At 65.0% G+C, this 2,886-nt stretch carries 3 protein-coding genes; all 3 read left to right on the top strand.

Annotation, left to right across the window (positions count from 1 at the left end; translation table 11 throughout):
• A partial coding sequence (locus RMO81_RS10890) for an Hsp70 family protein (protein ID WP_310475884.1) occupies positions 1-1,258 on the top strand: 1,258 nt, incomplete at its 5' end.
• Positions 1,259-1,326: 68 nt separating this feature from the next.
• Complete coding sequence (gene dnaJ, locus RMO81_RS10895) at positions 1,327-2,463, top strand: molecular chaperone DnaJ (protein WP_310475886.1); 1,137 nt, start codon at positions 1,327-1,329, stop codon at positions 2,461-2,463.
• A 201-nt stretch (positions 2,464-2,664) separates the two neighbouring features.
• On the top strand, positions 2,665-2,886 hold a 222-nt coding region (locus RMO81_RS10900; protein ID WP_310475888.1), incomplete at its 3' end, for an SDR family NAD(P)-dependent oxidoreductase.

Raw genomic sequence — 2,886 nt, forward strand, 5'->3', positions numbered from 1 at the left:
GTCGACCAGCGGTGACACCTTCCTGGGCGGCGAAGATTTCGACGCCAAGCTGGTGGAATTCCTGAGCGCCGATTTCAAGAAGGCCGAAGGCATCGACCTGACCAAGGACAAGCTGGCCCTGCAGCGCCTGAAGGAAGCCGCCGAAAAGGCCAAGATCGAGCTGTCGTCCTCGGCTGCGACCGAAGTGAACCTGCCCTTCATCACCGCCGATCAGAACGGGCCGAAACACCTCGTCAAGAACATCACCCGCACCGATCTGGAAAAGCTGGTGCTCGATCTGATCGAGCGCACCCGCAAGCCGTGCCTGGATGCCATCAAGGAAGCCGGCGTGAAGGCCGGTGATCTCGACGAAGTCATCCTGGTCGGCGGCATGACCCGCATGCCGCGCGTACGCCAGTTCGTGAAGGAATTGTTCGGCAAGGAGCCCAATACCAGCGTGAACCCGGATGAAGTGGTGGCCATGGGCGCCGCCATTCAGGCCGGCGTGCTGCAGGGCGACGTGAAGGACGTGCTGCTGCTTGATGTGACCCCGCTGTCGCTGGGCATCGAGACGCTGGGCGGCGTGTTCACCCGCATGATCGATCGCAACACGACGATCCCGACCAAGAAAAGCCAGGTCTATTCCACCGCCGACGACAACCAATCGGCCGTGACCATCCGGGTGTTCCAGGGTGAGCGCGAAATGGCGGCGGACAACAAGATGCTGGGCCAGTTCGATCTGGTCGGCATCCCGCCCGCGCCGCGCGGCGTGCCGCAGGTGGAAGTGACCTTCGACCTCGACGCCAACGGTCTTGTTTCGGTCAACGCCAAGGACAAGGGCACCGGCAAGGAACAGCAGATCCGCATCCAGCCGTCGGGCGGCCTTTCCAAGGACGATAGCGACAAGATGGTGCGTGACGCCGAAGCTTTTGCCGAAGAAGACAAGAAGCGCCGCGCCGGCGCCGAAGCCCGCAACCAGGCCGACAGCCTGGTGCACAACACCGAACGCCAGCTTGTCGAACATGGCGACAAGGTCGCCCCGGATGTGAAGGCCAGCATCGAAGCCGCCGTGGCCGATGTGAAGGCAGTGCTCGATTCGGGCGATGCTGATGCCATCAACGCCAAGGTTCAGGTGCTGGGCCAGGTCGCCATGAAGCTGGGCGAGGCGGTCTATCAGGCCGAACAGGCCAAGGCGGATGCCGGTGCCAGCGAAGCCAACCCGTCCAGCGACGATGTTGTGGACGCCGAGTTCACCGATGTGGACGAGAACAAGAAGTAAGTCAGTCGCCAGAGTGCGCCCGCAGCGATGCGGGCGCACTTGCGTTGTGATGCAGGGGTGACTGAACCATGGCCACCGAGATCGACTATTACGAACTGCTGGAAGTGCAGCGCGGCGCCGATGATGCCACGCTGAAATCCGCCTATCGCCGGCTGGCGATGCAGTGGCACCCGGACAAGAACCCCGGTGATGCGGCGGCGGAACAGAAATTCAAATCGATCAGCGAAGCCTATGACGTGCTGAAGGACCCGCAAAAACGGGCGGCCTATGACCGTTTCGGCCATGCCGCGTTCCGGCAAGGTGGCGGCGGCGGCGGGCAGGATTTCGGCGGCTTTGCCGATATTTTCGAAAGCGTGTTCGGCGAATTCATGGGTGGCGGCGGTGGCCGTGGCCGGCGTGGTGGCCCGACGCGCGGTTCCGATCTGCGCTATGATCTCGAGATGTCGCTGGAAGAGGCCTATAACGGCCGCCAGGCAACATTGACCGTGGAAGTGGCCGCGTCCTGCGATCCTTGCGGCGGCAGCGGCGCCAAGCCCGGCACCTCGGCGCGCACCTGCACCACCTGCAACGGCGGTGGCCGGGTCGGCATGCGCCAGGGCCTGTTCATGGTCGAACGCACCTGCCCGGCCTGCCACGGCCAGGGCCAGATCATTGCCGATCCGTGCGCCAGCTGCGGTGGCGCCGGCCGCGTCGAACAGCAGAAGACGATCAACGTCAACGTGCCCAAGGGCGTGGACGACGGCACCCGCATCCGAGTGGCGGGTGAAGGCGAAGGCGGCACGCGCGGCGGCCCGGCCGGCGATCTGTATATCTTCGTGCACCTGAAATCGCACGACGTGTTCAAGCGCGACGGCACCACGCTTTATGCCATTGCGCCGCTGTCGATCACGCTGGCGGCGCTGGGCGGCGAGATTGATGTGCCCAGCCTCGACAAGCAGCAGACCACGATCAAGATTCCGGCCGGGACGCAAACCGCCAAGCAGTTCCGCGTGCGCGGCAAGGGCATGCCATCGTTGAATGGCGGCGGCTTTGGTGATCTGGTCATTCAGGTCGAGGTCGAAACCCCGGTCAAGCTCACCGCCCGCCAGCGCGAACTGCTGGAGGAATTCCGCGCCATTGAAGGCACGGAAGGCGGCCGCAACACGCCCAAGAGCCAGAGCTTTTTCGACAAGCTGAAAGGCGTGTGGAGCGAGCTGACCGAATAACGTCCCCTCTCCCGTTGACGCCGGAGGCGTCGCCTTCGGCTGTGGGAGAGGGTCGACTCGGCGAAGCCGAGCGGGGTGAGGGGTGGCTGACGTGGCCACTTGTTCACCCCCCTCACCCCGGGCCGCCTGCGGCGTCTCTCGACCCTCTCCCGCGAGGGGAGAGGGGTAGATGCAGCGCCTCGCCTCCGCTACACCACTGCCATGATGCGCCTCCACAACCGCCGTTACCTCGTCACCGGTGCCGCCCGCGGCATCGGCCTCGCCATCGCGCAACGCCTTGTGGCCGAAGGCGCGCGGGTGATGCTGGCCGATGTGCTGCCGGAAGGCGCGGATCGCGCCGCCGAACTGGGCGAGGCCGCAGCCTTCGTTGCCTGCGACGTGACCAGCCGCGACCAGATCGAAGCCGCCATCACCGCCACGGTG

The organism is Sandarakinorhabdus sp. (genome assembly GCF_031422795.1).
Lineage (GTDB): Bacteria > Pseudomonadota > Alphaproteobacteria > Sphingomonadales > Sphingomonadaceae > Sandarakinorhabdus.